Source organism: Hymenobacter properus, assembly GCF_015694735.1.
Taxonomy (GTDB): Bacteria; Bacteroidota; Bacteroidia; order Cytophagales; family Hymenobacteraceae; genus Hymenobacter; species Hymenobacter properus.
In genome coordinates this window covers 875,750-901,496 of record NZ_JADQDP010000001.1, presented here as the reverse complement: position 1 = coordinate 901,496, position 25,747 = coordinate 875,750, and the positions used below count along the sequence as shown (strand labels likewise).

General features: G+C 62.6%; 15 protein-coding genes. 14 read left to right on the top strand and 1 reads right to left on the bottom strand.

Features of this window, described 5'->3' with window-relative positions:
• Nucleotides 1–26 precede the first annotated feature (26 nt).
• The 12 genes from I2I01_RS03845 (at nucleotide 27) to I2I01_RS03790 (ending at nucleotide 21,233) form a co-directional block, all read left to right on the top strand.
• Nucleotides 27–2,348 (top strand): glycoside hydrolase family 127 protein, encoded by a 2,322-nt coding sequence (locus I2I01_RS03845; protein ID WP_211537800.1) that lies wholly within the window; start codon nucleotides 27–29, stop codon nucleotides 2,346–2,348.
• A gap of 81 nt (nucleotides 2,349–2,429) precedes the next feature.
• Nucleotides 2,430–4,112, top strand: coding sequence for a glycoside hydrolase family 43 protein (locus I2I01_RS03840; protein ID WP_196285090.1), 1,683 nt, complete (start codon nucleotides 2,430–2,432; stop codon nucleotides 4,110–4,112).
• 46 nt (nucleotides 4,113–4,158) lie between these two features.
• On the top strand, nucleotides 4,159–6,087 hold the full coding sequence (locus tag I2I01_RS03835; RefSeq protein WP_196285089.1) for a glycoside hydrolase family 97 protein: 1,929 nt from the start codon (nucleotides 4,159–4,161) through the stop codon (nucleotides 6,085–6,087).
• Nucleotides 6,088–6,255: 168 nt separating this feature from the next.
• A complete protein-coding gene (locus I2I01_RS03830; protein ID WP_230678910.1) occupies nucleotides 6,256–8,109 on the top strand; it encodes an alpha/beta hydrolase-fold protein in 1,854 nt (617 codons plus the stop codon).
• Between the two features lie 39 nt (nucleotides 8,110–8,148).
• Complete coding sequence (locus I2I01_RS03825) at nucleotides 8,149–9,117, top strand: glycoside hydrolase family 43 protein (protein WP_196285087.1); 969 nt, start codon at nucleotides 8,149–8,151, stop codon at nucleotides 9,115–9,117.
• A gap of 104 nt (nucleotides 9,118–9,221) precedes the next feature.
• Entirely contained in the window at nucleotides 9,222–10,310 is a 1,089-nt protein-coding gene (locus I2I01_RS03820) for a glycoside hydrolase family 43 protein (RefSeq protein WP_196285086.1), read from the top strand.
• Nucleotides 10,311–10,376: 66 nt separating this feature from the next.
• The gene (locus I2I01_RS03815) at nucleotides 10,377–12,458 is read left to right on the top strand and encodes an alpha-glucuronidase (RefSeq protein ID WP_196285085.1); all 2,082 of its coding nucleotides are present in this window, start codon (nucleotides 10,377–10,379) and stop codon (nucleotides 12,456–12,458) included.
• A 65-nt stretch (nucleotides 12,459–12,523) separates the two neighbouring features.
• Nucleotides 12,524–14,188, top strand: coding sequence for a family 43 glycosylhydrolase (locus I2I01_RS23115; RefSeq protein ID WP_211537798.1), 1,665 nt, complete (start codon nucleotides 12,524–12,526; stop codon nucleotides 14,186–14,188).
• Between the two features lie 27 nt (nucleotides 14,189–14,215).
• Nucleotides 14,216–15,523 carry a glycosyl hydrolase family 8 gene (locus tag I2I01_RS03805; protein ID WP_196285084.1) on the top strand — a complete coding sequence of 436 codons (1,308 nt, stop codon included), beginning with the start codon at nucleotides 14,216–14,218 and terminating at the stop codon, nucleotides 15,521–15,523.
• A 15-nt stretch (nucleotides 15,524–15,538) separates the two neighbouring features.
• Nucleotides 15,539–17,107, top strand: a complete 1,569-nt coding sequence (locus I2I01_RS03800) for a glycoside hydrolase family 43 protein (RefSeq protein ID WP_196285083.1) — start codon at nucleotides 15,539–15,541, stop codon at nucleotides 17,105–17,107.
• A gap of 23 nt (nucleotides 17,108–17,130) precedes the next feature.
• Entirely contained in the window at nucleotides 17,131–18,477 is a 1,347-nt protein-coding gene (locus I2I01_RS03795) for a family 43 glycosylhydrolase (protein WP_196285082.1), read from the top strand.
• Between the two features lie 86 nt (nucleotides 18,478–18,563).
• On the top strand, nucleotides 18,564–21,233 hold the full coding sequence (locus I2I01_RS03790; protein ID WP_196285081.1) for a glycoside hydrolase family 3 C-terminal domain-containing protein: 2,670 nt from the start codon (nucleotides 18,564–18,566) through the stop codon (nucleotides 21,231–21,233).
• Between the two features lie 203 nt (nucleotides 21,234–21,436).
• On the opposite strand, the gene pulA is transcribed toward I2I01_RS03790, so the two are convergent.
• Nucleotides 21,437–23,434 carry a type I pullulanase gene (gene pulA / locus I2I01_RS03785; protein WP_196285080.1) on the bottom strand — a complete coding sequence of 666 codons (1,998 nt, stop codon included), beginning with the start codon at nucleotides 23,432–23,434 and terminating at the stop codon, nucleotides 21,437–21,439.
• Between the two features lie 378 nt (nucleotides 23,435–23,812).
• Here pulA and I2I01_RS03780 point away from each other — a divergent pair, with 378 nt between their 5' ends.
• Both I2I01_RS03780 and I2I01_RS03775 read left to right on the top strand, forming a co-directional pair.
• Complete coding sequence (locus I2I01_RS03780; RefSeq protein ID WP_196285079.1) at nucleotides 23,813–24,946, top strand: sensor histidine kinase; 1,134 nt, start codon at nucleotides 23,813–23,815, stop codon at nucleotides 24,944–24,946.
• The gene (locus tag I2I01_RS03775; RefSeq protein WP_196285078.1) at nucleotides 24,943–25,692 is read left to right on the top strand and encodes a LytR/AlgR family response regulator transcription factor; all 750 of its coding nucleotides are present in this window, start codon (nucleotides 24,943–24,945) and stop codon (nucleotides 25,690–25,692) included. The genes I2I01_RS03780 and I2I01_RS03775 overlap by 4 nt, the downstream gene beginning before the upstream one ends.
• Nucleotides 25,693–25,747 lie beyond the last annotated feature (55 nt).

The following is a 25,747-nucleotide window of genomic DNA, read 5'->3' as shown; positions in this document are numbered from 1 at the left end:
TTTTAACGCTCTCAACACTGCCCACATTGGTCTCGGGGCAGGGGGCGAAGCTGCAAAGCTTCCCCGTCTCTGATGTGCGCCTGTTGGCCAGCCCGTTCCGCGAGGCCCAGCAGACGGACCTGGCCTACCTGCTGGCGCTAAACCCCGACCGGCTGCTGGCCCCCTATCTGGCCTCGGCGGGCCTGCCGCCCAAAGCCGAGCGCTATGGCAACTGGGAAAACACGGGCCTCGATGGCCACATGGGCGGCCACTACCTCTCGGCCTTGGCTTACATGTACGCCGCCACCGGCGATGCGCAGGTGCAGCAGCGCCTCAATTACATGATTGACCAGCTGGACGCTTGCCAGCAAAAAAGCGCCAATGGCTACCTGGGTGGCGTGCCCGATGGCCCGGCCATGTGGGCGGAGGTGAAAGCCGGTAACATCAAGGCCAACAGCTTCGGGCTGAACAACAAATGGGTACCGCTCTACAACCTGCACAAAACCTTCGCCGGCCTGCGCGACGCCTACGCCGTAGCCGGCAATGCCAAGGCCCGCGGCATGCTTATCAAGCTGACCGACTGGTTTTTGGACATGACGGCTAACATCAGCGATGCGCAGCTGCAGGACATGATGCGCAGCGAGCACGGCGGCCTGAACGAGATATTCGCTGACGTAGCCGACCTCACCCACGACCGAAAATACCTGACGCTGGCCCAGCGCTTCTCGCACCAGGCCGTTCTGCAGCCCCTGCTGGCCGGCAAGGACGCGCTAAACGGCATGCACGCCAACACCCAGATTCCGAAAGTCATCGGTTTCGAGCGGGTGGCCGAAGTAGGTGGCGACCCGACCTGGGGCGGGGCCGCCGCTTTTTTCTGGAAGACGGTGGTGGAGAACCGAACGGTTTCCATTGGGGGCAACAGCGTGAGCGAGCACTTCAACCCGGCCAGCAATTTCACTTCCATGCTGGAAAGCACCGAGGGGCCGGAGACCTGCAACACTTACAACATGCTCAAGCTCAGCAAGGAGCTGTATCTGGCCGGCGGTGAGACGAAATACCTGGACTACTACGAGCGAGCGACTTACAACCACATTCTGTCGAGCCAGCACCCGGGGCAGGGGGGCTTTGTCTATTTCACGCCCATGCGGCCCCGGCACTACCGCGTGTATTCGCAGCCGCAGGAAGGCTTCTGGTGCTGCGTGGGCTCGGGCCTGGAAAACCACGGCAAATACGGCGAGTTGGTGTACGCGCATCGCGGGACGCAGGAGCTGCTTGTGAACCTGTTCATGCCCTCTACGCTCACCTGGGCCGAGCAGGGGCTGACCCTGACGCAGGAAACGACCTTTCCCAACGAGGAGCGCACGCAGTTGAAGCTGAGCCTGAAAAAGCCACGCACCTTTGCGCTCAGCATCCGGCAACCAAAATGGGTGCCGGCAGGCCAGCTGCAGGTGCAGGTGAATGGCCAGCCAGCAGCCACCAGCGCGGCCGGGCCGGGCTACGTCACGCTGAGCCGCAAGTGGCGCTCGGGCGACGTGGTGACAGTGGCCCTGCCCATGACCACCACGGCCGAGTATATGCCCGACAAATCCTCCTGGGTGTCATTCGTTCACGGCCCGGTGGTGCTGGCCGCCGTCACGGACAGCACCGATTTGAAAGGCCTGCGGGCCGACGGCGCGCGAATGTCGCACGTGCCCAGCGGTAAGCTTTATCCCATTGAGGAAGCGCCTGTGCTTGTGTCGGCCAGCGCCAATGTGGCCGAGGGCGTGAAGCCCGTGGCGGGCCGGCCACTCACCTTTACGGCCGCCGGGCTAATTGATTCTGAGAAGTACCGCAACGTGCAGCTGGTGCCGTTTTACCAGATTCACGACGCCCGCTACATGGTGTACTGGCCCGTGACAACGCCCGCCGGCCTGCTGGCCCGCAAGGAGGAGCTGCGCCGCAAAGACGCGGAAAAACGGGCCCTCGAAGCCCGCACCGTGGACCAGGTGACGCCCGGCGAGCAGCAGCCCGAGTCCGACCACGGCTTCCGGGGCGAACAAACCGAAACCGGCACCCACCGCGACCGGCACTGGCGGCACGCCAAAGGCTGGTTCAGCTACGACCTGCGCAACCCGAAACGCAACGCCCGCACCCTCCGCGTGACCTACGCGGGCGGCGACAAGAACCGGCAGTTCAGTATACTGGTGAATGGCCGGCCCCTGGCGCAGGTGCAGCTGGCCGGCAATGAGAGCGGTGATTTTTACGACGTGGAATACGCTCTGCCCGAAGTCTTCCGGCAGCCCAACGCGCCCACGGCGCTTACTGTGAGATTCCAAGCAGGCGCGGAGTCCACGGCGGGCGGCGTGTACGATGTGCGGCTGCTGAAATAGCGCCGCCCTTGCTGGCTCGGGCAAATTCGCACTGACTCAAAAACCAATAGAAACACTTAGAAAAGCATTTTTCTTCTCCGCATGAAATCCAAGCTACTGCAAGCAATTCTGCCCACGGCACTCGCGCTGCTGCCTTTTTCGGGTGCATTTGCACAATCGATTGAGTTGGTAAATCCCATCCTCAGCGGCTTTTATCCGGACCCTAGCATCGTGAAGGTGGGGCCGGATTATTATCTGGTTAATTCCACGTTTTCCTATTACCCGGGCATCCCCGTGATGCACAGCCGCGACCTGAAAAACTGGAAGCAGGTGGGCAACGTCATCAGCCGGCCCTCGCAGATGAACTTTATGGGCGACCGGATGACGCGGGGCCTGTTTGCGCCCGCCATCGAGTACCACAACGGCACGTACTACGTCACCTGCACGCAGATTGACCACAAGGGCAACTTTGTGGTGACGGCCAAGAACCCCGCCGGGCCGTGGAGCGACCCCACCTTCCTGCCGCAGGTGCGCGGCATCGACCCTTCCCTGTATTTCGAGGGCGACAAGGCCTACGTCATCTACAACAGCGACCCGCCCGACAACAAGCCGCTCTACGACGGCCACCGCTCCATCAAAATCATCGAGCTGAACCCGCAGACGCTGCAAACCGTGGGCGAGGCGAAAATCGTGGTGAACGGGGGCGTGGACCTGAGCAAAAAGCCGGTCTGGATAGAAGGTCCGCACCTGATGAAGCGGGGCGACTGGTACTACCTCTACGCGGCCGAGGGCGGTACCTCGGTGAACCACACGGAGGTGGTGTTCCGCAGCAAGGCGGCGCTGGGCCCGTTCGTGCCCTACGAGAAGAACCCCATCCTCTCGCAGCGTGAGCTGCCGAAGGACCGCAAAGACCCCATCACCTCGGCCGGGCACGCCCAGTTTGTGGAAGGGCCCGATGGCAAGACCTACGCCATTTTCCTGGCTGTGCGGCCCTACGAAGACAATTTCTACAACACCGGCCGCGAAACCTTCATCGTGCCCGTGGACTGGAAAGACGAGTGGCCGGTGATGAACCCCGGCCCCAACGGCGTGCAGTACAGCTACAAAGCCAACTTCCCCGAGGTGAAGCAGCCCGGCGCGCGGCCCCAGAGCGGCAACTTCGGCTACACCCTCACCTTCGAAAAGCAGTTGGACCCGGCGCTGCTGTTTCTGCGCACCGTGGACAGCGCCAGCTTCTCGCTGAGCAAGGCCAAAGGCCTCACCCTGAAACTCAAGCCCGAAACCTGCGCCGAAAACGGCAACCCGTCCTTCATCGGCAAGCGCCAACAGCACCTCTACTGCACCGCCGAAACCGAGCTAACCTTCGCGCCGAAAGCGGCGAATGAGAAGGCCGGCCTGGCCATCTTCCAAGACGAGAAGCATTTCTACTACCTCTGCAAGTCGGTGGACGGCGGCAAGCCCATGCTCCAGTTGTTCAAAAGCACCGCCGATGTGAAGCAGCCGGAGCTGCTGGCCCAGGCGCCGCTGAAGTCGGCCACGGGCGGCGTGCAACTGCGCATTCAGGCCCAAGCCGATAAGTACAGCTTTCAGTTCTCGGAGAATGGCAAGGCCTGGACCACGCTCAAAGACCAAGTAGATGGCAAGTTCTTGAGCACGCAGGTGGCGGGCGGCTTCATCGGCTGCACGTTCGGGATGTACGCCACATCCTCGGGCCAGCCCACCACCAACACGGCCTCTTTCAAGTGGCTGAAATACGAGGGCAACGACCCCATGTACAAGAAATAAGGCCTTCTCGGAGCTACTTCACTTCGCTTTCCTTTCACCGATTTTCATGCGCTTCTCTTTCCTTTTTTGCACCCTAATGCTGGCCGCTTCCATTTCTCACGCCGCCGGGCCCGTAGTGGTCGGCAGCCCTGACGGGGACGTGCAGGTGAGCGTGGACGTGGACGGCCAGGGCCGGCCCACCTACGCCGTGCGCTACCGCGCCGCCGAGCTGCTGCGCCCCTCGCGTCTGGGCCTGCAGCTGACCAGCGCTGACCTGTCGCAGGGCCTCAAGCTGGCCAGCGCCGACAAGGTGACGGCCGTGGCCGACGACTACCAACTGGCCACCGACAAGCGGGCAAACTGCCGCTACCGGGCCAACCGCCGCGTGGTACACTTCGCCGGCCCGGCCGGGGCACCCACGCTGAGCGTGGTGTTTCAGGTGTCGAACGACGGGGTGGCGTTTCAGTACCTCATCGAAGGGAAAGGCACTGAGGTGCAGCGCATCACGGCGGAGCAAACCAGCTTCCACCTGCCGGCCGACGCCAAAGGCTGGCTGCACCCGCACGCCAAGGCCCAGACCGGCTTTGCCAACACCCAGCCCTCGTACGAGGAGAATTACCAGCGCGGCATCGCGGCGGGCACGCCGTCCACAATCGGGCAGGGGTGGTCTTTTCCGGCGTTGTTTGAAGCCGGGGGGCGCTGGGTGCTGCTGACGGAGGCGGGCATGGGCCGCAGCTACTGCGGCAGCCACCTGGCCCATGAGTCGCCCGATGCCAACTATACCGTGGCCTTCCCGCAAGCGCCCGAGCGGACTACGCCCGACTCGCCGCTGCTGCCCGAAAGCCGCCTGCCCTGGCGCTCACCCTGGCGCGTGGTGGTGCTGGGTAGCTCGCTGGCACCCATCATAGAATCGACGCTGACCACCGACCTGAGCGCGCCCGCTACCACGCCCGTGAACATGGACGCGCCCGGCAAGTCGTCGTGGTCGTGGGTGCTGATGGGGGACAAGAACACGACCTACGACGTGCAGCGTCGCTTCATTGACTACTCGGCCGCCATGGGCTGGCGCTACTGCTTGGTGGATGCGCTGTGGGACACGCAAATTGGCTACGAGAAGGTGGCCGAACTGGCGCAGTACGCCCGCTCCAAAAACGTGGGCCTGCTGGTGTGGTACAACTCCAACGGCAGCTGGAACCAAGCCCCCCAAACGCCCACCAAGGTGCTGTTCGACGCCGAGAGCCGCCGCAAGGAGTTTGCCCGCATCAAGCAGATGGGCGTGGCGGGCGTGAAAATTGATTTTTTCGGCGGGGACGGGCAGTCGTTTATGAACTACTACCAGGACCTCATGACCGACGCCGCCCAGGCCGGGCTGCTGGTGAACTTCCACGGCGCCACCCTGCCGCGGGGCTGGAACCGCACCTACCCCAACCTGATGACGATGGAGGCCGTGAAGGGCTTCGAGTTCCTGACCTTCGACCAGCGCAACACCGACCAGGAAGCCACGCACTGCGCCACGCTGCCTTTCACCCGCAACGCCGTGGGGCCCATGGACTTCACGCCTATGGCCTTTTCGGAGATTCGAGGCAAGGAGCGCCGCACCTCCAACGCCTTTGAGCTGGCGCTGGCAGTGCTGTTTCAGTCGGGCATTCAGCACTACGCCGAGGTGCCCGAGGGCATGGCCGCGCAGCCCGCCTACGTGCAGGATTTCGTGAAAAAGCTGCCGCCGCGCTGGGCTGATGTTCGGTTCGTGGCGGGCTTCCCCGGCGAATACGCGGTGCTGGCCCGCCAGGCGCCCAACGGCAAGTGGTACCTGGCCGGCATCAACGCTACAGATGCACCCAAAACCCTGCAGCTCGACTTGAGCAAGCTCAATCTGGCCGGCGGCACCCTCATCACCGACGGCGCCACCAACCGCAGCTTCAGCACCCGGGCGGCGGGCGGCAAAACGCTGAGCCTGACGCTGCCGGCCCGCGGCGGCTTCGTGGTGCAGCCTTAGCACCTAATTGCTTTCGTCACCCAACACCTCACTATTGGCTGCCGCACGTCATGCTGGCAGTCACTTTCTGCTAATCAGCCGATGAATATATCTGCTACCGTCCGAAACGCCTCTGCAATCCTGCTGAGCTTCGCCTTGGCAAACAATACCTTCGCCCAGAAGCCGGAGATGGAAGCACCCAAGGGTTTCGACAAGCCCACGGCGGGCATTGCGACCGGCCGGATTGACAGCATCAGCTACGATTCGAAAACCGTGGGAACGGTGCGTAAGGCGCTGGTGTACACGCCGCCGGGCTACTCCAAAAAGAAGAAGTACCCGGTGCTGTACCTGCTGCACGGCATCGGCGGCGATGAGAAGGAATGGCTGAAAGGCGGGCGCCCGCAGGTGATTTTGGATAATCTGTACGCAGCCGGCAAGCTGAAGCCCATGCTGGTGGTGATGCCCAACGGCCGCGCTATGAAGGACGACCGCGCCGTGGGCAATATATACGGGCCGGACAAGGTTGCCGCATTTGCCAACTTCGAAAAAGACCTGCTCACCGACCTTATTCCCTACGTCGAAAAGCACTTCCCAGCCCTCACCAACCGCGAAAACCGGGCGCTGGCCGGGCTGTCGATGGGCGGGGGGCAGTCGCTGAACTTCGGGCTGGGCAACCTAGATAAGTTTGCCTGGGTGGGCGGCTTTTCGTCGGCCCCCAATACCAAGCAGCCCGAGCAGCTGGTGCCCGACCCGGCCAAGGCCAAAAAGCTGCTCAAACTGCTCTGGATTTCGTGCGGCGACCAGGACGGCCTGCTGGCCGTCAGCCAGCGCACCCACGACTACCTCTACCAGAACAACGTGCCGCACGTGTACTACCTCGAAGCGGGTGGGCACGATTTCAAGGTCTGGAAAAACGGGCTGTACATGTTTTCTCAGCAGCTATTCAAGCCCGTGGACGTGTCCGCGCTGCCTACTTATACCGTGCTGGGCACGCCGGCCGCCACCAACGTGCGCAACGCCAAGTACCCGCAGATTCTGCCCGACAACCGCGCCGTGTTCCGCCTCAAAGCGCCCGGCGTGCAAAAGGCGCAACTGGACCTGGGCCGCAAATACGACATGGTGAAGGACAGCACCGGCACCTGGACCGTGACCACCGACACGCTGAGCCGCGGCCTGCACTACTATTCGCTGCTGCTCGACGGCCTGCCCATTGCCGACCCCGCCAGCGACACCTTCTACGGCATGGGGCGCATGGCCAGTGGCATCGAGGTTCCCGGCCGCGGCACGGGCTATTATGCCGTGCGCGACGTGCCCCACGGCGAGGTGCGCGAGCGGCGGTTCTACTCGAAAGTGACCAATTCGTGGCGCCGGTTTTTCGTGTATACGCCGCCGGGCTACGACGCCAACGCCGCCACCAAGTACCCGGTGCTGTACCTGCTGCACGGCGGCGGCGAAGACGAAACTGGCTGGGCCAAGCAGGGCAAAACCAACCTGATTCTGGACAACCTCATTGCCGATAAAAAGGCCAGGCCCATGCTCGTGGTGATGCTGGATGGCAACATGGGCGGCTCCGGCGGTCTGGCCGGCTTCGGCGAGCCCACGCTGAAGCGCTTCGAGGACGAGCTGAAGCAAACCGTGCTGTCGGTGGTAGAAACCAGCTACCGCGTAGCTCCCGGCGCCAACAACCGAGCCCTGGCCGGCCTGTCGATGGGCGGCCTGCAAACGCTTTATGCGGGCATGAAAAATACCGACCTGTTCCAGTACCTCGGGGTGTTCAGCTCGGGCTTTTTTGCCAACAACACGGCCCTGTCGGACCCGCAGTACGCTTTCATGAAAGCCAATGCCGGCACCATTAACACCAACCTCAAGCAGCTGTGGCTCTCGATGGGCGGGCCCGAAGACATTGCCTACGCCAACAACAAGGTGATGCGGGCCAAGATGGACGAGCTAGGCATCAAGTACGCCTACAGCGAGTACCCCGGCGGCCACACCTGGCCCGTGTGGCGGCACGATTTGTACCTGTTTGCCCAGAAGCTGTTTTAGGCCGCCTCCGCACTTGCTCTTCCTAACCCATCCCACCTAATGAAAAATACCTTACTCGCCGCCCTGCTCGCCCTTGGGGCCTTCCTGCCTGCGCGGGCGCAAAACCCCATCATCCGCGACGTATTCACGGCCGACCCGGCGCCGCTGGTGTACCACGACACGCTGTTTCTCTACACCGGCCACGATACGGCTTCGGTGAGCGAAACGAACTACAAGATGCCCGACTGGCGCGTGTACTCCACCACCGACATGAAGCACTGGAAAGACTACGGCACGCGCCTCTCCGTCAAGAGCTTTGCCTGGGCCACCGGCGATGCCTACGCGGCGCAGTGCGTGTACCGCAACGGCAAGTTCTACTGGTTTGTGGCCACGTTTCAGCGCAACGCCGACCCCAATAACAAGGTCGGCAACCGGGGCGCGGCCATTGGGGTGGCCGTGGCGGACCGGCCCACCGGGCCGTTCAAGGACGCCATCGGCAAGCCGCTGATTTCAAACGACATGACCTTGGACCAGAAGCACGGCTGGGACGACATCGACCCCACGGTGTTCATTGACGACGACAAGCAGGCCTACCTGTACTGGGGCAACGGCAGCTGCCGCTGGGTGAAGCTCAAGGACAACATGACCGAGGTGGCCAGCCCCATCACCGTCTTCAAGCCCAAAAACTACATCGAAGGCCCTTGGGTGTACAAGCGCAAGAAGCTCTATTACCTGGTGTACGCCAGCGCCGGCACCAAGCCCGAAATGATAGAGTACTGCACGGCGCCCACCGCCACCGGGCCGTGGACCTACCAGGGCATCATCCAGGGCAACGTGCCCAACAGCGGCACCACGCACCCCGGCATCGTCGACTACAAGGGCAAAAGCTACTTTTTCTATCACAACGGCTCCCTGCCCACCGGCGGCAATTTCCGCCGCTCCGTGTGCGTGGACTATATGTACTACAACCCGGATGGCACCATCAAGCCCATCGTGCAGACCACCCAGGGCGTGGCCCCGGTGAAGTAGTGCGACCAACACTCACCAACGCTTTCTACCAGTAGCCGCTGGTCATTTTCTCCAGCCGATTAGCCATGTATTCGTGCCGTTCTCTGTTTCTCAAGCTGCATCTGATGCTGACGATGTTGGTGGGTTTGAGTGCCTGCACGCAGTCGAAAAAAACGGCAGCGTCCGTAGGCGCCGCTGGGGGCCGACACAAGTTCAGCTACACCAACCCCATCACGCGCGATACGGCCATTTCCATGCGCGACCATTTTATCATTAAGGTGGGGCGGCAGTGGTTTTGCACGGGCACGTCGATGCCGGTATGGTCGGGGCCCAACCCCGGGGTGCGCCTACTGGTGTCGGATGACTTGATTCACTGGCGGCAGCACTCCTGGCTGATTGACGGCAAGAAGCTACCCGCCAACTGCCCCTACAACGGTCGGTTTTGGGCCCCGGAAATCCATTACATCCAGAAGAAGTTCTGGCTCACCGTGAACAGCGGCCAGGTAACGGCGGAGGACCCCAAGGGCATGAAAACCCACAGCGTCTGGCTGTTTTCCAGCGATAAAGTCACCGGGCCCTACAAGCTGGTAAACGGTCCGCTGACGCCGCACTACAACAACGACGCGACCCTGTTTGAAGACGAGGACGGCCAGACCTACCTGTATTGCAGCGGCAACGGGCTGTGGCAAGCCAAAATTGACCTGCCCACGGGCAAGCTGGTGGGCGAGGTACAACAGTTTCGTGGCGCCAAGGACGCCAACAACCCCGGCTGGATGGTGGGCGGCATCGAAGGGCCCTTCGTGCTCAAGCGCGACGGCACCTACTTCATGTTCTTCTCGACCTGGACGCGGGGCTACGAGGTGGGCCTGCTACGCTCGAAAAGCCCCCTGGGCCCCTGGGAGCTGGCCGCCCCCGAGCCCATCTTTGGCACCCGTAAGCGGGAGTACCGCGCCGAAATGGCCCGTAACGGCGGCTACAGCAACCTGCAGTTCACCGATACCCCCGACCCCTACCAGGAAACTGGCCACAATGCCATTTTCGAAGGGCCCGACGGCCAGCTGTGGAGCTCCTGTCACTACTTCTTCGACCAACGCATTCCGGGGCTGGCCGACTGGCAGAAAGTGCCCCAAATGGGGTTCGAACCCCTGCACTTCCGCAACGGCATTTTCGCCATCGACGGCCCCACCTGGACCGAGCAGACCGTGCGCTACTAACCCTTTGGCCAGGCAGGTCAGCTGGTCCTCCTGCCTGACATGGCAGGCACTTACTCTCTACACCAAATGAAAAACATTCTTCTTAGCTTCTGCTTTCTCGGCACCGTTTCGGGGCTACGCGCCGAGGACGGCCACCAGCTGTGGCTGCGCCCGCACGCTGCTACGCCTGTCACGGTAGTGGCACCCGCCAAAAACTCTGTCCTGCTCGCCACTGCCCGGCAGGAGCTGCAACAGGGCTGGCAGGGGAGGGCAGGGGCCACCGTGACGCTGGCGCTGAAGAAGGACAAGGCCATTAGGTACGACGGCTTTCGGCTGAGTACGCAGAGCGTGCAGGCTAACACCGAGCGCGGGATTCTGTACGGAGTGTATGAGTTGCTGCGGCGCCAGCAAACCGGCCAGGCGTTGGCCGATGGTATTTCGAACCCCTCGTATGAGCACCGTTTGCTGAACCACTGGGACAATCCCGACGGTTCGGTGGAGCGCGGCTATGCCGGGCAGTCCATCTTCTGGCGTAAGGACAGCGCTTTGGTGGTGACGAAGCGCGACCAGAAGCTATGGCAGGAATACGCCCGCGCCAATGCCTCCATCGGCATCAATGGCAGCGTGCTTAACAACGTGAATGCCTCGCCGTTGATACTCTCGGCCGAGTACCTGGGCCGCGTGAAAGCCATTGCTGACGCGCTGCGGCCGTACGGGGTGAAGACCTACCTCTCGGTGAAATTCTCGTCGCCGGTGCTGCTGGGGGGGCTGAAAACCGCCGACCCGTTGGACCCCGCCGTTATCAAATGGTGGCAGAGTAAGGCCAAGGAAATCTACCAGCAGGTGCCCGATTTTGGCGGCTTCCTAGTGAAAGCAAGCAGCGAAGGACAGCCCGGCCCGCAGGACTACGGCCGTACCCATGCCGATGGCGCCAATATGCTGGCCGACGTTGTGCGGCCCTACGGCGGCCTGGTGATGTGGCGCGCCTTCGTGTATAGCCCTTCCGATAAGGACCGCGCCAAGCAGGCCTACAACGAGTTTGTGCCCCTCGACGGCAAGTTCCGCGACAACGTTATCGTGCAGGTGAAAAACGGACCGGTGGATTTTCAGCCCCGCGAGCCGTTCAGCCCGCTGTTTGGGGCGCTGAAAAAAACGGCCGTGATGCCGGAGTTTCAGATTACTCAGGAGTACCTCGGCCACGAAATCGACCTGGCCTACCTGGCGCCCATGTGGGAGGAGTGCCTGCAAAGCGACACCTACCAGGCCGGCCCCGGCAGCACGGTGGCCCGCTGCACCGATGGCAGCGTGTACCGCCAGGCCCACTCGGCCATGGCCGGCGTGTCCAACGTGGGCCTCGACACCAATTGGACCGGCCACGACTTCGCACAGGCCAACTGGTACGCCTTTGGCCGCTTGGCCTGGAACAGCAGCACGAAAAGCGCTCAAATAGCAGAGGAATGGTTGAAGCTGACTTTTCAGAACGCTGCTGCCCAGCCTGCTGCATCTGCTGCCGACTGGAATGCCAAGTTCCTGACGCCCGTGACGCAGCTGATGCTGGCCAGCCGCGAAGCCATTGTTGACTATTCCATGCCGATGGGATTGCACCATATTATGTCGGCCACCCACGGGCACTACGGACCCGGCCCCTGGTGGGGCCCGCCCGGCATGCGCGCCGATTGGACGCCGCCCTACTACCACCAGGCCGCCGCCAACGGCGTGGGCTTCGACCGCACCAAAACCGGCAGCGACGCCGTGAGCCAGTACCACGAGCCGCTGGCGTCGCAGTTCAACGACCCCGCCACCTGCCCCGACCAGTACCTGCTCTGGTTCCATCACCTGCCCTGGGATTTCAAGATGAAAAGCGGCCGCACCCTGTGGGACGAGCTGGCCCTGCACTACGACCGCGGCGTGCAGCAGGTGCGGCAGTTTCAGCGCACCTGGGACCAGGCCCAGCCCTACGTGGATGCCGAGCGGTTTGGGGCCGTGCAAAACAAGCTGCGCACCCAAAGCGGCAACGCCGTGATGTGGAAAGACGCCTGCTTGCTCTACTTCCAGCAATTCAGCCGCATGCCCATTCCGGCCGCCGTGGAGCCGCCCATGCACACGCTGGAAGCCCTCATCATCTACGACACGCCGCCCCGGCCACCGCGTCCGGCCCGTCAGCCCTAAGCGTTTTGCTTGTTTCATTGGCCACTAGCGAGCCGCCTGTTTTGCCCTTTCTACTCTTCGGACTTATGCCTAAATTTCTTCTCTATGTAGCCTTGGTAACGGCGGTTGCGCTAGTCGCTCCGGTCCCGCGCAGCTACGGCCAGACCAACCCCAAGCCAGGCGAAAATCCCATCCTGCGTGACGTTTTTACCGCCGACCCAGCTCCGCTGGTGTACAAGGATAGGGTGTACCTGTACGTGGGCCACGACGAAGCCAAGGAGGGCCAGATGTTCAACATGAACGACTGGCGCTGCTACTCGTCGTCGGACATGAAGAACTGGACCGCGCACGGCTCCATCATGGACGTGCGCGACTTCAAGTGGGCCACGAAAGATGCCTGGGCCTCGCAGGTAGTGGCCCGCAACGGCAAATTCTACTTCTACGCGGCGGTGCAGGAAGGCGCGCCGGCCAACGCCAAGGCCATTGGCGTGGCCGTGTCGGACAGTCCCACCGGGCCTTTTGTGGATGCCCGCGGCTCGGCCCTCGTTTCTGATAAAACCACACCTGGCCCCAACGGCTGGGACGACATCGACCCCACCGTGTTTGTGGACGACGACGGCACGGCCTGGCTGGCCTGGGGCAACCCCAACTGCTACCTGGCCAAGCTCAAGCCCAACATGACCGAGCTGGACGGCCCCATCCAGCGCATCGAGGTACCCAACTACACCGAAGGCCCCTGGCTGCACAAGCGCGGCAGCACCTACTACCTCACCTACGCCGCCTTTGCCCACCAGGGCATGTGGGAGAAGCTCTGCTACGCCACCGCGCCCCGCGTGACGGGCCCCTGGACCTACCAGGGCATCCTCACCGAGCAGGCTAAAAACAGCTACACCATTCACCCCGGCATCGTCGAGTTCAAGAAGCAGTGGTACCTGTTTTACCACAACGCCACCCTCACGCTGCCCACCGGCGAAAGCGGCGCCCTGGGCCGGCGCAGCGTGTGCGCCGAGTACCTCTACTACAACCCCGACGGCACCATTCAGCCCATTGCCCACACGGTGGCCGGCCTGAGTGTGCCGCCCCACTCGGGCGCACAGCCGGCCCCGCCCAAGCGTCCGCCAGGCGCCCCGAAACCGGCCCCGTCGTTGCCGGCCAGCCCAGGCGTGACGCTTACCGAAAACACCCAGCCCCGGCCCGCGCAGTGGCCCGGCAGTCCCGTGTTCAGCACCATGCCCGACCCATCTACATTGGCGCTCGATAATCTGAGCTTCAACCATAAGCAGGGGGTTGCCAGTCTCGGCCAGACCTTTGAGGTGAAAGCTGATTGCCGTCTGACGCGCCTCGACCTGTTCGGGGGCGACGGCTTCGGTACTGATGCCAAGCAGCCCGTAACCCTGGCCCTCTACGACCTTGGAACAACCACTAGTCTTGCTGCTGATGCGCCTACTTACTCGACCAGCAACAACCTGCTAGGCGCGGCCAATGGTTTGGATATAAGCTATACGCCACAGGCGGCAGGCATTTTGCAATTCGACTTTGCCGGTGTCAACCAGGTGACGCTGAAAGCCGGGCACCGCTACGCGCTGGAGCTACAGGGCGTGGCGAAGTCGGCGCCGCTGTTTTGGCGGGTGAGCCGGCAGGACACCTACCCCGGCGGCAGCGCTTACCAGAACCGCCAGCCCGTGCTCCTGAACGACAAGCGCGGCTACGACTTTGCCCTGGCCGTGTACGGGGTGCCGCTCAAAGGCTAAGCTATTTCCCAGAACCACAGCAGCTTCATGAAGACCTGTCTGGCCCTTGTGCGCCGTAGCAAACCCGTCATCCTGGCCGCGGCCTGCCTGCTTTTAGCGGGCGTCAGGCCCAGCTACGGACAGCGCCCTCATAACCAGAAAAAGGCAGCCAGCCCGGCGGCTTTTTACACCAACAAGTATCCCAACCTGCTGCGGGAGGCAGGCTACGGCCAGGCCGACATTGACCGGAAAGTAGCTCAAGCCTACCACGACGTGTTTGAGGGCCCGAACAAGGTGTACTTCGCGGTGGGCGACTCCCTGGCCTACGTGTCGGATGTGAAAAACGAGGACGCCCGCACGGAGGGCATGTCTTACGGCATGATGGTAGCGGTGCAGATGGATAAAAAGGAGGTGTTCGACCGGTTGTGGCGCTGGTCGAAGAAGTATTTGCAGCACCATAGCGGCCCGCTGGAAGGCTATTTTGCCTGGAGCATCAACCCCGCTACCCTGAAGCGCAACGCCGAAGGGCCGGCTTCGGACGGGGAGTTGTACTTCGTAACCAGCCTCTTGTTTGCCTCGAACCGCTGGGGCAACAACACCGGCATCAACTACTACCAGGAAGCCCGCCGCATTCTGGATGCCTCCTGGAAAAAAGACGGCACCGGCGGCGTGTACAACCTCTTCAATACCCAGCACAAGCAAATCAGCTTCGTACCGGTGGGGGATATGTACAACTGGACTGACCCCTCGTACTACGTGCCGGCGTTTCTGGAAGTGTGGGCCGAATACGCCAAGGACGGGCACGAGCAGTTTTACCGCGACTGTGCCGATACGGCACGCGTGTTTTTGCACCGCGCCTGCGCTGCGCCCACCGGTCTCAACTACGACTACACCGAGTTCAGCGGGCAGCCCCACGCCACCCGGTGGGCGCCGCCCGCCTTTCGCTACGATTCCTGGCGCGTGCCCATGAACATCGCCATGGACTACGTGTGGTTTGGCAAAGACCGCGCCTGGCAGCAGCGGTACGCGCAACGCTTCCAGGGCTTCCTGCGCGGCAAGGGCCTCAATACCTTCGAGGACCAGTTCAACGTGGACGGCTCGCGGCCCGACTTCATTCTGCCGGCCGGCAAGGTGAAAAAGCTTCGCCACTCCCTGGGCCTAGTGGCCACGTCGGCCGCGGCTTCGCTGATGAGCCCCGACGCCAACCGCCTCGATTTTGTGCACGCCCTCTGGAATGCTAGGCTGGCGCCATACGACGACGGCTATTTCGACCCCTATTACGACGGGCTGCTTTACCTCTTCAGTCTCATGCACCTGAGCGGCAAATACCAGGTGATTAAGCCCCAAACGCACTAAACGCGCAGACCTGCGATGAAAAACTACTTACTGCTGCTAGCCGGCATCACGTTGTGGGCGCCGGTGGCACGCGCCCAGGCCCCGCTTGCCCATAACCCCGTGGTGCACGCCGACGTGCCCGACTTGTCTATGATTCGGGTGGGCAAGACCTACTACATGAGCAGCACCACCATGCACATGAGCCCCGGGGTGCCCATGATGAAGTCGACTGACTTGGTGAACTGGAAGCTGGTGAGCTACGCCTACGACACCCTGACCAGCAACGACGCCATGAGCCTCGCCAACGGCAAAAGCACCTACGGGCGCGGTTCATGGGCCAGCAGCTTGCGCTACCACCAAGGCACCTACTACGTGAGCACATTCGCCCAGACTTCGGGCAAGACCCACATTTATTCCACCAAAAACATCGAGAAAGGTCCTTGGAAAGCCGTTTCCTTTCGGCCGAGCATGCACGACCATTCGCTGTTTTTCGACGACGATGGCCGCGTGTACATGCTTTTCGGCGCGGGCAAAATTCAACTGGCCGAGCTCACGGCCGATGTGTCGGGGCTGAAGCCAGGCACCAGTCCGCAGGTCATCATCGAGAATGCCAGCGCCCCGGCCGGGCCCAACCTCGGCCTGCCGGCCGAAGGCTCGCAACTGTTCAAGGTGAACGGCAAGTATTACCTCTTCAACATCACCTGGCCCAAGGGCGGCATGCGGACAGTAGTAGTGCACCGGGCCGACAAGATAACCGGGCCCTACGAAGGCCGGGTGGCCCTCCAGGACCTCGGCGTGGCCCAGGGTGGCCTCATCGACACGCCCGACGGCCAGTGGTATTCCTACTTATTCCGTGATTACGGGGCCGTGGGTCGCATCCCATACCTGGTGCCGGTGCGGTGGGAGGGGGGCTGGCCGGTGCTGGGCAACCCCGCTGGCAAAGTGCCCGAAACGCTACTGCTACCCGCCAACAAAAGCTTGATTCCGGGCATCGTTGATTCTGATGAATTCACTCGAAGCAAGGGCGAGCCGGCCCTGCCGCTGGTGTGGCAATGGAACCACAACCCCGCCAACAAATTGTGGTCGGTAAGCCAGCGCCCCGGCTACCTACGCCTCACCACCGGCCAGGTCGATACGTCCTTCGTGATGGCTCGCAACACCCTCACGCAGCGCACCATCGGCCCGGTGTGCGCCGGCACCACGGCCTTGGATATCTCGCACCTGCAGGCCGGTGATTTTGCCGGGCTGGGAGTGCTGCAGCGGCGCTACGGCCTGGTGGGCGTGCAGGCCAGTGCGGGCGGCAAAGCCATTGTGATGGTCAGTGCCGAGTCGGAGAAGCCGGTGGAGCTGCAGCGCCTGCCGCTGCGCCAGGACAAGGTGTATTTCAAAATTGAGTGCGACTTCCAGGACCGCAAGGACGTAGCCACCTTCTTCTATAGCCTCGATGGCAAGGCCTGGCAGCCGGTAGGCAAGCCGCTCAAGATGGCCTATACGCTGCCGCACTTCATGGGCTACCGCTTCGCCCTCTTCAACTACGCCACCCAAACGCCGGGCGGCTACGCCGACTTTGACTATTTCCGCATCACCGATAAGCTGACCAAGTAACCGTTTAGGCGGTGCGCTCATCTATGCTACAAAACGTAAAACCTTGGCTGCTCACGGCGCTAGCCCTATCAGCCCTGCCGTCAGCTCACGCCCAAAATCCATTCATTACCAACCAATTCACGGCCGACCCCACGGCCCGCGTGTTCGGAGGCCGGGTGTACGTGTATCCTTCGCACGATATTCCCGCCGCCCCAGGCCGGGGGCGGGCCGGCTGGTTTGTGATGGAGGACTACCACGTGTTTTCCTCAGCCAACCTCACCGACTGGACCGACCACGGCGTCATCGTCACCCAAAACAAAGTGCCCTGGGTGAAGCCCGACAGCTACAGCATGTGGGCGCCCGACTGCATTCAGCGCAACGGCAAGTATTACTTCTACTTCCCCTCCGCGCCCCGCGATACGGCCATCAGCAAGGGCTTCACCATCGGCGTGGCCGTGGCCGACAAGCCCACGGGCCCGTTTGTTCCGCAGCCGCTGCCCATCAAAAATGTGCGCGGCATCGACCCCAACGTGTTTATCGACAAGGACGGCCAGGCCTACCTCTACTGGTCGCAGGGCAACATCTACGGGGCCCGGCTGAAGCCGAACATGCTGGAGCTGGCCGAAGAGCCCAAAACCCTCGGCGAACTGCCCACCAAAGGCCTGAAGGAGGGCCCGTACGTATTTGAGCGCAAGGGCATTTACTACCTCACGTATCCGCACGTCGCGAACAAGACTGAGCGCCTCGAATACGCCACCAGCACCAGCCCGCTGGGCCCCTTCACGGTGAAGGGTGTGATTATGGACGAGTCGCCAACGGGCTGCTGGACCAACCACCATTCCCTGCTGCAGTTCAACAACCAGTGGTACTTGTTCTACCATCACAACGACTTGTCGCCGAAATTCGACAAGAACCGCTCAATTCGAATCGATAGCCTGTCCTTCGCCGCCGATGGCTCCATTCGGAAGGTGACGCCCACCCTGCGCGGCGTGGGCCTAACCGATGCCCGCCAGAAAATTCAGCTCGACCGCTACAGCCGCCTGAGCCCGCAGGGGGCCGCCATCGCCTTCCTCGACACGGCCAACACCTTCCAGGGCTGGAAAACCGTCTTCACTGATGCCGAAGGATGGGTGCAATACAATGGCGTCGCGTTTGGTCCGCAAAAGGTGAAAACCATTGTGCTCCGGAGCGCATCGGCTGCCGGCGCCACCCTGCTAATCCGGCTGGACAACCCGACAGGGCCTGTAGTAGCCGAAGTGACCGTGCCCAAGGGTAGCGCCTGGCAGGAAGTGAAAGCGCCGGTGGGAGCCATCCGGCCCGGTACTCACACGTTGTTCGTGGCGCCCAAATCCGCGGCAGGCATGGAGGTGGACTGGGTGCGCTTTGAGTAACCCTTGCGCATGAAGTCGCTGCTCACTGCCTGAAACCTAGCAGCCGAGCGGCCTTCGAAAATGATAGACATTTCAGCCTCATTACTATGAAACTCGCTACTGCTTTACTCGGCCTGTTCCTGCTTACCAGCGGGGCGCAGCCGTCGGCTCCTCCGGCCTCAAAGCCGACCGCCGAATTCCCTTTTCAGAACCCCGACCTGCCCATCGACCAGCGCGTGGATGACCTGGTGGGCCGCCTGACCTTGCCCGAAAAGGTGTCGCAGATGCTGAACGCCTCGCCGGCCATCGACCGGCTGGGCATTCCGGCCTACAACTGGTGGAACGAAGCCCTGCACGGCGTGGCCCGCACCAGCATGAAAACCACGGTGTTTCCGCAGGCCATCGGTATGGCCGCCACGTTCGACAAGGACGCCATGCTCACCATGGCCACCATGACCTCGGACGAGGCCCGGGCCGTGCATCAGGAGTACGTGCGGCGCGGTGAGCGGGGCATCTACCAGGGCCTCACGTTCTGGACGCCCAACATCAACATCTTCCGCGACCCGCGCTGGGGCCGCGGCCAGGAAACTTACGGCGAAGACCCCTACCTGACCGGCCAGCTGGGCTCGGCATTGGTGAAAGGCTTTCAGGGCGACGACCCCAAGTATTTGAAAATCACAGCCTGCGCCAAGCACTTTGCCGTGCACAGCGGCCCCGAGCCTTCGCGTCACGAGTTCAACGCCCAAATTAGCGACTACGACCTGTGGGATACTTACTTGCCGGCCTTTCGCGACCTGATTGTGGACGCTAAGGTGGCCGGCGTGATGTGCGCCTACAATGCCTACGCCGGCCAGCCCTGCTGCGGTAGTGACAAGCTAATGAACGACATTCTCTACGGCCAGTGGAAGTTCAAGGGCTACGTGACCTCCGACTGCGACGGCCTGAACGACTTCTGGCAGCACCACAAAACCGACCCCGACGCCGCCACCGCGGCAGCCAACGCCGTGCTGCACGGCACCGACCTGGAGTGCGCCACCGGCAAGCTGTTCACCTACAACTCGCTGCTGGAATCGGTGCAGAAAAAGCTCATCAGCGAGCAGCAACTCACCACCTCGGTGAAGCGCCTGTTCAAAATCCGTTTCCAGCTGGGCATGTTCGACCCGGTGGAGCGCGTGAAGTACGCCCAAATTCCTATGAGCGTGGTGGAAAGCACCCCGCACCAGGCCCACGCCCTGCGCATGGCCCGCGAATCGGTGGTGCTGCTCAAGAATGAGAAAAACACCCTGCCGCTTCGCAAAAACCTGAAGAAAATTGCCGTACTCGGCCCCAATGCCGACCGCGAGGACGTGCAGCTGGGCAACTACAACGGCTTCGCCACCAACATTGTGACGCCGCTGGAAGGCATCCGGGCCAAGGTGGGCCAGGGCACGGAGGTGGTGTACATCCAGGGCGTAGACTACGCCAGCAACACCGTGTACGAGCCGCTTGACCTCACCAAAAACCTGGCGTACGACGGGCAACCGGGCTTTAAGGCCGAATACTTCAAGGGCACCAACCTGGAAGGCCCGGCCGTGGTCACCCGCCAGGAAGCCGGCCTCGACCGCTACCTGGCCAACGTGAAGATGGAAGTGGCGCCGGGCCTGCCCGCCGAGAATTTCTCGGCCCGCTACCAAGCCACCTTTACCCCAGCCGCCACCGAGGAACTGGCCCTGCAAATCAGCGGTGACGACGCCTACCGTCTGTTTGTGGACGATAAGCTGGTGATTGACGTCTGGAAGGGCCGCGGCTTCAGCACCAACCAGCACGTGCTGAATGTGACGGCCGGCCAGAAACTGAACTTGCGCCTGGAGTACTACCAGGTCGACCGCCGCACCATTCTCAAGTTTACGGGGGCCAAGGTGGTGCCCATGAACGCGGCCAACATCCTTGCCAAGGTGGGTGATGCCGACGCCATTGTGTTTGTGGGTGGCATTTCGCCCAAGCTGGAAGGGGAGGAGATGAATGTGAAAGTGCCCGGCTTCAGCGGCGGCGACCGCACCACCATCGGCCTGCCCCAGGTGCAAACCGACCTGCTGAAGGTGCTGCACAGCTCGGGCCGCCCCGTGGTGCTAGCCTTGATGACGGGCAGCGCCCTAGCCACGCCCTGGGAGGCCCAAAACCTACCGGCCATCCTCAACACCTGGTACGGTGGGCAGGCGGCCGGCACCGCGCTGGCCGACGTGCTCTTCGGCGACTACAACCCCGCCGGCCGCCTGCCGGTCACGTTCTACAAGTCGGAAACCCAGCTGCCGGCCTTCGACAACTACAGCATGGACGGCCGCACCTACCGCTACTTCACCGGCGAGCCCCTGTTCCCCTTCGGCCACGGCCTGAGCTATACCACCTTCAAATACAGCAACCTGAAAGTGCTGAGCAAGCCCGTTACCGGCCAGCCCATTCGGGTAAGTGTCGACGTGCAGAACACCGGCACTCGCGCCGGCGACGAGGTGGTGCAGCTCTACGTGCGCCACTCCGGGGGCGCTCAGGCCCGCGTGGCGCGCCACGCGCTGGAAGGCTTCCGCCGCATCAACCTGGCGCCGGGCGCCAAGCAAACGGTGGCCTTCACGCTCACGCCGCGCCAGCTCTCCCGCCTCAATGCCCAGGCCAAGCGAGTGGAAATGCCCGGCACCGTGCAGGTATTCGTGGGCGGCGGCCAGCCCCTGGCGCCTGCCGTAGCCGCCGGCCGCGTGCAGAAAACCAACCTGGCCCTGACGGGCGCGCAAGTGGCTATCAACTAACAAAGCCGTTAAGCAGTCGTGCAGAGCTGGTCCTAGCAAAAAGACCGTCATGCAGAGCGCAGCGAAGCATCTTTACCGCAGCAGTAAATAATTACATCCGAGGTAAAGATGCTTCGCTGCGCTCTGCATGACGTGCTGAAATCAAGTACGCTTACTTCTGTACACATATTTAAGTAACCCACGGAGCTGTTGGCTTCTGCGGGCTACTGCCGAATCAGAATCATGGCCGAGCTGCCGGGTACCTGCACGCCGCTCATGACCTCCAGCACGTCAAATCCTTCCTGGTTGATTTGGTCGCCGCGGAGCACCACCGTGTAGGTGCCGCGGGGCAGGGCCACGCTGTCGGCCGAGGTGTTGCCGTTGAAAATCACCACGATGTTCTGCCATGCGTCGCCCCCGGCGTTGTCTTTCAGTTGGTAAGCAATGGTGCCGGGGTGGGTGTTGGGGAAGAATTCGAGGTGGCGTTGCACCAGTTCGGCGGTGGGCAGGCGGAAGGCGGGGTGGGCCCGGCGCAAGGCAATGAGCTGGCGATAGAACTCGTACACCGGCCGGTACTTGGCCTTGCGGGCCCAGTCTAGCTGGTTCACGCTGTCGGGCAGGTTGTAGGAGTTGTGGGCGCGGCCCTTGGTGCGCAGAAACTCATCGCCCACCGGCAGGAAGGGGAGGCCTTGCGAAGTGAAAACGATGGTGTTGCTTAGCAAGTCCATCTTCAGGCGCTGAGCTTCCGAGGCGTTGGGGTTCGACACGGCCAGCTTGTCCCAGAGCACCATATCGTCGTGGCAGGCCACGTAGTTGATGGCCTGGGCGGGCGAGTTGGCCCAGGGCGCCTTCGAATAATTGACCTTGTTATAATCGAGCTGGGGGTGCCGGGTGGCGCCCACAATGCCAAACTTCACGCTCTCCTCCAGGCCGGGCTGGCCGCTGGCGAAGCCGGGCTCGGTCTGGCGGGCGTAGTGGCCCTTCACGCCGTCGCGCAGCTCGTCGCCGAAGGCCGCGATGCGGTCCAGTTTGGGCATGTTGGCTTTCACGGCGCGGCTGGCTTCGGGCAGGGGGGAGGGGCCGGCGGTCCAGCCCTCGCCGTACATCAGGATGCTGTGGTCCTGCTGGTCGAGGGCCACGCGGATGGCGCGCATCGTCTCGATATCGAGCACGCCCATCAGGTCGAAGCGGAAACCGTCGGCGTGGTATTCGCGGGCCCAGTAGGCCACCGATTCCACGATGAGCTTGCGTACCATGGGGCGCTCAGAGGCCACTTCGTTGCCGCAGGCGGTGGCGTTGCTCAGGGTGCCATCGGGGTTGTGGCGGTAGTAGTAGCCGGGCACCAGCTGCTCAAAGTTGCTGCGTTTGGCGTCAGCGGTGTGGTTGTACACCACGTCGAGCACCACGCGCAGGCCCTGGCCGTGCAGGTTTTCCACCATTTGCTTGAACTCGCTGATGCGGGTGCTGGGGTTGGCGGCATTGGTCGAATACGAGCCTTCGGGCACGGAGTAGTGCAGCGGGTCGTAGCCCCAGTTGTAGCGGTTGGTACGGGCGGGCGCGGCTTCGTCGATGCTGGCGAAGTCGTTGGTGGGCAACAGGTGCACGTGGGTCAAACCCAGCTCCACCAAGTGCTCCAGACCGGTGGTCACGTTTTCAGGCCCGCGGGTGCCAAGTTGGGCCACACCCAGGTACTTGCCCTTGCGCGTGATGCCCGACTGCGGGTGCATGCTCAGGTCGCGCATATGCATTTCGCCAATGACGGCATCCGTGGTCTGTTTCAGGGCCGGGCGCAGGTCCTCAGCCCAGCCGGGAGGGCTCACGGCGGCGGGGTTGAGCACGGCCCCACGCAGGCCATTGATACCCACGGCGTGCGCATACGGGTCGGCCACTTCGGCCATTTTCGCCCCGGCAATGGTGGCCTGTACGGTGTAGAAGCCGGTGCTGCCGGCGGGCAAGGCGTAGGTCCAGGTGCCGTCTTCGGCTTTGGTCATGGCATAGTCGGCGGTGGGCTGGCCGCCGATGCCTTCCTTATACAGCCGCAGGTGCAGGGCCTGCGCGGTGGGCGCCCACACGCGCAGGGTGGCCTGCGGGCCGCGCCAGGTCAGGCCCAGGTCGGGGCCGTGGTACACGGGGTAGCTGCCAAAATCGGGCAGCGCCGGGGCTGCGTGAGTGTTGGGGGTGGTAGAAAGCAGCACGAGGGACAGGAGCAGCGGGCGAATCATGGCGCAAAGGTCGGGAGTACGGCGGGCATTGCGAGGCATAACTGTCATTGCGAGCGCAGCGAAGCAATCCGTCCTCTCATGAGCGACCAGCCCTGAGAAGTGACAAGCCTTTTTTACAACCGAATAGTCCCTGTGCAATGTGATAACAGAGCTTTCTGGTAAAAGAATGTGTCTGGTGCTGCCAGGACGGATTGCCACGCTGCGCTCGCAATGACAGTTCCGCTCGGCCCATCGTCAACCAGTGCCCCGCCCCACATCAATCCTGCCCATCCCGGCCGATGAAACGCCCCCCGCCGTCGATACAATCCCGGTTACGGTCGGTTTGGCCAGGTTTTGGAAATCAGGGCCGGTATGTTTGTTTCGCTTTCCTCCTTGTCTATGGCCGTTCTCACCCCCCGGCGCTACCTCACCCCGCTCATTCACGTGCTGGTGTGGGGGCTGTTCGGACTCACTTTCCTGTTGTTTCAGCCGCTCACCGGGCGGCTCACCATGCCGCCACAGTTCTGGCTAAAACAGGGGCTGCTGTTCTGCGTGTGGGTGAGCACGTTCTACTTCACGGGCAAGGTGCTGGTGCCGCGGCTGCTGTTTCCGGGCCGCACGGGCTGGTTCATTCTGGCCTTGTTCGTCACCACGGTGGCCATCTTGTTGTTTAGCAAGTTTCTGGAATCGGCCCTGAACCTGCCCGCGCTCATGGACAAGGCCTTTGAGGCGGCGGCCGGGCGGCCCCGCGCCTTCCAACGCAAAGGGCCGCACATCGACACCATGGGCCTGCTCACCACCATGTTTGTGCTGGGCATCAGCACCTGCATCACGGTGGTGCAGAAGTGGCAGAAAGACGCCCAGCTGCGCCAGACGCTGGAACAACAGCGCGTCAGCTCCGAGCTCTCCATGCTCAAGGCCCAAATCAACCCGCACTTCTTCTTCAACACCCTCAACAACATCTACGCCCTCACGCTGCTTGATGGCGAGCAGGCGCGCACGGCCATCCACCGCCTCTCGCGCATGATGCGCTACGTGCTCTATGATACGGCTGGCGGTATGACGTTGCTCAGCCAGGAAATTGCCTTCGTGCAGGACTACATCACCCTCATGCAGCTGCGGCTCGATGAGCGGGTGACCGTGACGTTTGAGCGCCCCGAGCCGGTGCACGACGTGCCCGTGGCGCCCATGCTGCTGCTGCCCTTCCTCGAGAACGCCTTCAAGCACGGCGTGGCCGCCACCGAATCGAGCAAAATCTACGTGTCCATCCGCCAGCCGCGGGTCGATGTGGTAGAGCTGGAAGTGCGCAACAGCCGCCTTACGCTGCCCTCCACCGACCTGGCCGGCAGCAACGGCATCGGCCTGGCCAACACCCGCCGCCGCCTCGATTTGCTCTACCCCGGCCGCTACCACTTGGTGGTGGACGACCACACGCCCGCCAACGAATTTGTGGTTTACCTCACCCTGCAAATAGGAGCCGAAGCCACTGCCGCCGGGCTGGCTTCCGCCCCCGCCATTCCCCAGCACGCATGAGCCAACCTGCCCTGCCGCCCCTGCGCACCATTGCCGTCGACGACGAGCCCCTGGCCTTGGGCCTGGTGGTGTCATTTATTCAAAAAACGCCTTTCCTGGAGCTGGTGGGCAAGTTCGGCAGCGCCGTAGAGGCCCTCAAGTACCTGCACGAACACCCCGGCGCCGTCGATTTGGCCTTCCTCGACATCCAGATGCAGGAACTCAACGGTCTGGAGCTGGCCCGGGTACTGGGTCCCACCGGCCCGCGCGTCATCTTCACCACCGCCTTCAGCCAGTATGCGCTGGAGGGCTACCGCGTCGACGCCCTCGACTACCTGGTGAAGCCCTTCAACTACGAGGAGTTTTTGCGCGCTGCCGGCAAGGCCCGCGCCTACGCCGAACTCACCGCGCAGCACAGCACGGCCCCCGCCACCAGCCCCGAGGAAGACGAATACCTATTCCTGAAAGCCGAATACCAACTGGTGCGCGTCGCCCTAAACGACATTCTCTACGTGGAAGGGCTGAAAGACTACGTGAAAGTGCACCTCAAAAGCACGCCCCGCGCCCTGCTTAGCCTTATGAGCCTCAAGGCGATGGAGGAAAAGCTGCCGCCCCGCCGCTTCATGCGCATCCACCGCTCCTTCATAGTGGCGCTCGACAAGATTGAGGCCGTGCGCCGCCTCACCGTCCAGATTGGTGCCATCACCATCCCGGTGGGCGACCAGTACAAGGACGCCTTCCTGCAGTTTCTCAGCCGCTGGACTTAAACCTCACCCCCGGCCCCACTCCTCGGGAGAGGGGTGCCAGACGACAGCACCCGTT

What these genes read in the sequence shown, in the direction of transcription:
- I2I01_RS03840 (WP_196285090.1), top strand. Translation starts at nt 2,430, where the DNA reads ATGAAATCCAAGCTACTGCAAGCAATTCTGCCCACGGCACTCGCGCTG.
- I2I01_RS03835 (WP_196285089.1), top strand. Translation starts at nt 4,159, where the DNA reads ATGCGCTTCTCTTTCCTTTTTTGCACCCTAATGCTGGCCGCTTCCATT.
- I2I01_RS03830 (WP_230678910.1), top strand. Translation starts at nt 6,256, where the DNA reads ATGGAAGCACCCAAGGGTTTCGACAAGCCCACGGCGGGCATTGCGACC.
- I2I01_RS03825 (WP_196285087.1), top strand. Translation starts at nt 8,149, where the DNA reads ATGAAAAATACCTTACTCGCCGCCCTGCTCGCCCTTGGGGCCTTCCTG.
- I2I01_RS03820 (WP_196285086.1), top strand. Translation starts at nt 9,222, where the DNA reads ATGCTGACGATGTTGGTGGGTTTGAGTGCCTGCACGCAGTCGAAAAAA.
- I2I01_RS03815 (WP_196285085.1), top strand. Translation starts at nt 10,377, where the DNA reads ATGAAAAACATTCTTCTTAGCTTCTGCTTTCTCGGCACCGTTTCGGGG.
- I2I01_RS23115 (WP_211537798.1), top strand. Translation starts at nt 12,524, where the DNA reads ATGCCTAAATTTCTTCTCTATGTAGCCTTGGTAACGGCGGTTGCGCTA.
- I2I01_RS03805 (WP_196285084.1), top strand. Translation starts at nt 14,216, where the DNA reads ATGAAGACCTGTCTGGCCCTTGTGCGCCGTAGCAAACCCGTCATCCTG.
- I2I01_RS03800 (WP_196285083.1), top strand. Translation starts at nt 15,539, where the DNA reads ATGAAAAACTACTTACTGCTGCTAGCCGGCATCACGTTGTGGGCGCCG.
- I2I01_RS03795 (WP_196285082.1), top strand. Translation starts at nt 17,131, where the DNA reads ATGCTACAAAACGTAAAACCTTGGCTGCTCACGGCGCTAGCCCTATCA.
- I2I01_RS03790 (WP_196285081.1), top strand. Translation starts at nt 18,564, where the DNA reads ATGAAACTCGCTACTGCTTTACTCGGCCTGTTCCTGCTTACCAGCGGG.
- pulA (WP_196285080.1), bottom strand. Translation starts at nt 23,434, where the DNA reads ATGATTCGCCCGCTGCTCCTGTCCCTCGTGCTGCTTTCTACCACCCCC.
- I2I01_RS03780 (WP_196285079.1), top strand. Translation starts at nt 23,813, where the DNA reads ATGGCCGTTCTCACCCCCCGGCGCTACCTCACCCCGCTCATTCACGTG.
- I2I01_RS03775 (WP_196285078.1), top strand. Translation starts at nt 24,943, where the DNA reads ATGAGCCAACCTGCCCTGCCGCCCCTGCGCACCATTGCCGTCGACGAC.